This window comes from Candidatus Wallbacteria bacterium, assembly GCA_028687545.1.
GTDB lineage: Bacteria > Muiribacteriota > JAQTZZ01 > JAQTZZ01 > JAQTZZ01 > JAQTZZ01.
Genome location: JAQTZZ010000104.1, coordinates 1 through 4,478 on the forward strand (window position 1 = coordinate 1; position 4,478 = coordinate 4,478).

General features: G+C 47.7%; 6 protein-coding genes. All 6 read right to left on the reverse strand.

Annotated elements, in window-relative coordinates:
- The coding region (locus PHW04_19110) for an acyl-CoA dehydrogenase family protein (protein ID MDD2718004.1) at nt 1–172 on the reverse strand (172 nt) is incomplete at its 3' end.
- A 10-nt stretch (nt 173–182) separates the two neighbouring features.
- A complete protein-coding gene (locus PHW04_19115) occupies nt 183–1,178 on the reverse strand; it encodes a ketoacyl-ACP synthase III (protein MDD2718005.1) in 996 nt (331 codons plus the stop codon).
- Entirely contained in the window at nt 1,153–2,151 is a 999-nt protein-coding gene (plsX, locus tag PHW04_19120; protein ID MDD2718006.1) for a phosphate acyltransferase PlsX, read from the reverse strand. The genes PHW04_19115 and plsX overlap by 26 nt, the downstream gene beginning before the upstream one ends.
- Before the next feature lie 8 nt (nt 2,152–2,159).
- On the reverse strand, nt 2,160–2,351 hold the full coding sequence (gene rpmF, locus PHW04_19125) for a 50S ribosomal protein L32 (protein MDD2718007.1): 192 nt from the start codon (nt 2,349–2,351) through the stop codon (nt 2,160–2,162).
- Between the two features lie 143 nt (nt 2,352–2,494).
- Nucleotides 2,495–4,030 carry a hypothetical protein gene (locus tag PHW04_19130; GenBank protein MDD2718008.1) on the reverse strand — a complete coding sequence of 512 codons (1,536 nt, stop codon included), beginning with the start codon at nt 4,028–4,030 and terminating at the stop codon, nt 2,495–2,497.
- A gap of 17 nt (nt 4,031–4,047) precedes the next feature.
- Nucleotides 4,048–4,478, reverse strand: a 431-nt coding sequence (locus tag PHW04_19135) for a hypothetical protein (GenBank protein MDD2718009.1), incomplete at its 5' end; no start/stop codon positions are given.

The following is a 4,478-nucleotide window of genomic DNA, read 5'->3' on the forward strand; positions in this document are numbered from 1 at the left end:
CTCTTGGTACAATCACAGCCAGAAGATTCATCGCTGCCATCTTTTCTACAGTTTCGTATGGAAAGCGTTCTTCCTCATCGATGATGCTTGCCAGCGGCTCCTCTTCTTTCTGCGCAAAATCTCTGACAATCCTTTGAATCATTTTCTGAGCCGGAGTCAGGCTAAAGTTCATCAATTCCTCCTCAATCCCATTTTATCAGATTCCCGCCCCAGGTCAGGCCGCCTCCGAATGCCGAAAGTGCAACCAGATCCCCTGATTTCAGCTTTCCACTGCGTCTCATTTCATCCAGGCAGATGGGAATGGTCGCGGCAGACGTATTGCCAAGGTTTTCTATATTGGAATAGACTTTACTTTCAGGCAGTTCCAATCTTTTACCCACTGCGTCCATGATCCGTCGATTGGCCTGATGCGGCACCAGCCAGGTCAGGTCGTTGCGGGTATAGCCATGCCTCGCGAGCAGAATATCCACGATATCAGCCATGCTTTTTACGGCGACTTTGAAAATCTCTTTGCCTTTCATCAGAAGAAAATGCTGACGATTCTTGACGGTTTCCAAAGAGGCAGGAAGCCTGGTACCGCCGGCAGGCATTTCCAGGAGATGTCCTCCGCTTCCGTCAGCCCTGAGGTAGTTGCTTAAAATTCCTTTGCCGGGCTCTCCTGGTTCAATCAGTGTGGCAGCAGCTCCGTCTCCGAAAATGACACAGGTCCCTCGATCTTGCCAGTCCATGATCTTGGAATTGGTTTCGCTGGCGACTACCAAAACTCGTTTGTATTCGCCGGATTTCACGCAGGCGGAAGCCATTGACAAGCCGGAGATATAACCCGTGCAGGCTGCCTCAATATCAAAAGCCCCGGCATTCTTCGCCCCCAGCTTATCCTGAATCAGGCAGGCAGTGGCAGGAAAAAGATGGTCTGGGGAAAAAGTGCAGCAGATAATCAGTTCTATGGATAATGGATCAATCGCGAATTCGTCGCACAATTTTCTGGCAGCTTTGAAGCCGAGATCTGAAGTGGCTTCATCTGCTGCCGCGATCCTGCGTTCCCTGATGCCGGTGCGCTCGAAGATCCATTCGTCTGTAGTCTCTACCAGTTTTTCCATTTCCTTATTGGTGACGATTCGGCTGGGAAGATATGAAGCAGTAGCGGTGATTTTAGCTCCCACTGGTGAATTTATCATTCTGAAAATACTCCTTGAATTTGTTGACGATTTCGCTTTTTTCAAAAATTACAGCGTATTTCAAAGCATTGGCGATGGCCTTTCTTTTCGAACTGCCATGGGCTTTGATTGAGATGCCATCAACACCCAGCAATGGAAATCCGCCATATTCTGAATAATCAAGCTTCCGTTTCATCCCGCAGAGCACCAAGCTTTTCGCTTCCTGGGTAAGGCCGGGAATTTCGCCCAGGCTCTTTTCAAAGGATTTGAGCAGAAACATGCCGAATCCTTCCAGGGATTTGAGCAGAATGTTGCCGATGAATCCGTCTGCGACGACAACATCCACATCTCCAAAAAAGAGATTGTTGCCTTCGATATTGCCTGTGAAATTAATAGTTTTATCCGATTTAAGCAGTTGATATAATTCCTGAACATCACGTGGCCCCTTTTTTTCTTCGCTGCCGATGTTAAGAATCGCAATTTTAGGTTCAGGCTTTCCATATACATCACGGGCCAGTATGTTTCCCATTAGAGCGAACTGATATAAATACTCCGGCTTGCTCTCGCTGTTGGCGCCGGAATCGATCAGGATAAAAAAACCGTCTTTTTTGGGGATTGTGGTAGCGATGGCCGGACGTTTGATGCTGGAGATCCGCCCCAGCACCAGCAGGCTGTTGCTCATCAGCGCCCCAGTGTTTCCGGCTGAAACGAAGACTGCGGCACGTCTGTCGCGCATCAATTCCAGCCCTTTGTTGATGGATGAGTTGGCCTTCTTAAGCAGGGGGCTGTCATCCATTTTGAAATAGTCGTCGCAATGTAAAATTTCTACCCTGTTCCCAGGATATTCCTGCCCAATTAACTGTTCCCGGATCACTTTCTCATCCCCGACGAGAAAGAGTTCCAGCTCAGGGTTTTCCCTGACTGCTATCACTGCCCCGGCTACCGTTTCCTGCGGAGCATGATCTCCTCCCATGACATCCAGTGCGATTTTCATGTAGGAAATTACTTAGCTGCCGTTTTAACGACTTGCTTGCCCTTGTAATATCCACATTCGGGGCAGATCTGATGGGAAGCTACCGGTTGCCTGCAGTCCGGATTGCTGCAAGTGCCGATGTGTTTGGGCTCAGGTAGGGCATGATGCGAGCGTCGCATGCCTTTTCTGCTCGCTGGTGTTCGTCTTTTTGGTACGCCCATTTCCATCCTCCTGCAAACAAAATTTTTCCAAAAAAAAGAATTTCCTTTGGTTTCCCAATTGTAACAGGTCATTTCAGGCTGGGTCAAGAAAAAAAAACTAAAGATTTAGACAGATCTAGTGTGAGTTTTCAAAGTCCGGCAGACTAGCCGGAAACCCCGTCTGGTTTGATGCTTCCGCTCCTCAAGTTGTGCAGTTCCTGATTCAATTTGTCCTGCATTTCTTTAAATGATTTAAAAGGAACGGCTTCCTGCACTTCGAGGGTTTTGACTTGCACTTCAACTGTTTCCCTTGGTTTCTGCTTCTCAGAGATGTAATATCGATCCAGGGCTGCTTCTGCTTCTGACTCCATTTCATACTCTTTCCTGACATCTTTTCCAAAGTGTTTTCCCCGGGATTTCCAGAAGATCTTTTCCCGTGAAATACTCTGAGCAATTCGATTCGCGGAAATTTCGGGCGTTTCTTTTTCTTCGGTTTTCGGCAAATCTTCTGACGTTTTCTCAGCAAGTTTGATTTCCAAAGTAGCTGAAGTGCAGTTGTTTGGTTCGGGGTTCGAGGTTAAGTGCTTCTTGAAATTGATTTCCAGAGGCTCTAAAGGTTCGAGATTCAATGGGCTTTGTTGTGGAATGATTGATGTTTCAGTGGAAGTCAATATTTCTTGCTCAACTGGGGCCTCTGCCTCGGCAATCTCGATGGAACTGCAGAATATTGTTGGAATTACAGTTTCTGCACTGAGCATCAGCTCGGATTCTTGAACCTCCACTACCAGTTCTATTGTCGCGGATTGATTGTAAAGTTCAACCGAACCCCATCCATACTCCCTTCTCAGATTTTCGAGCCAGGCAATCGAATTTTTGTCCACAATCTCTGCTGTCGGAACCTCCGAAGCTATCCTGGCAGGCGCTGCCGGTTCCATCAAAGGCGCTGAAGTTTCACCTGTTTTCTTTGTTCCGATTATTATCTTTCTGGTCTGGCCTTCGCTGCTTTGTTTGTTTCCGGGTTTTCCCAATGTCTTGTCAGGAGTCCCTTTCTTTAGATAATAGCGTTCAAGTGCAGCTCTGGTTTCCTCGTCGAACGCTTCGGGAGTATCTGAATATGCGTGAATTTCAGGGGTTGTTTTGATTTCTCTTGGCGAGGAGATCTCAGCGGTCCCGAGTTTATCCTGATTGTGAGTTAGAGTAACCGTGATTAAGGGATTCCCTGCAACTTCGGTTGTTTCATTGACATTGTTCCCTGCCTCGCCATTTCTGCTTTCAGTCACGGCCTGGACTTCGGTTGAAAATTCGGGGAATGCATCGTCCTTCAGCTTGCCGGCATCTTCCAGTTCGGCTGTGTAAACCAGAGCCAGCTTTTCTTTGAGCAGGTTATACTTCCTGATCGTGATTTCCATTGTGCCGTCCAATTTAATGTCCCCGTTCTGCCTGACTCTCTCTTCAAGCTGTTTTACCTCCTGCTCGGTGTCAGCCAGTGCATGTTCCAGGCTTTGCACATAAACTGGACTTTCACCGGCTCTTTCTTCGGTTTCCGTGGATTTCTGCAGATAATAGTTTTTCATTTTGTTCAGGCTGGGTGATCCTGAGGATGGCTGCGGCTTAGGCATATCCTGCAGGACTGCAGCCTGAATCGGCAGTGCAAGACAGACCGCAGCCAGGGTCATAATTACGAATGATTTACATCTCAAGAATACACCCGTTTTTTTCACTCGGATTCCTTGATTTTGTCGGAAATCTCTTCCAGGATCTCCCTGGCTTCCTGCAGCTTGCCACGTTCATATTTACTCCTGGCAAGCTGATAATAATCCCTGAGCTTGTTTTCCAGCTTCACTTTCTGACGCACATGGTTTTCAGCTTCGGTATACATTATGTCGGAAATTTCTTTAGCCTGTGCAAACTCTTCCGCTGCTTCCTGTGTCATTCCCCGGGCTTTGTAATCCTGCGCCAGTTTGTAATGAGCTGTGATTTCCTGCATCAGTGGACTGTCGCGCCTCGTGAGTTCCTTGTCCACCAGTTCCATGGCCCACTGCCGGATGTTCTCTTCCTGAGGTGTCACTTTTCTGTGGTATTTCTCATCCGGAGCCTTGTCGTAGAAGATGCCTGTCAGATTCACGAACGGGCCGTGATGCTTGTAGT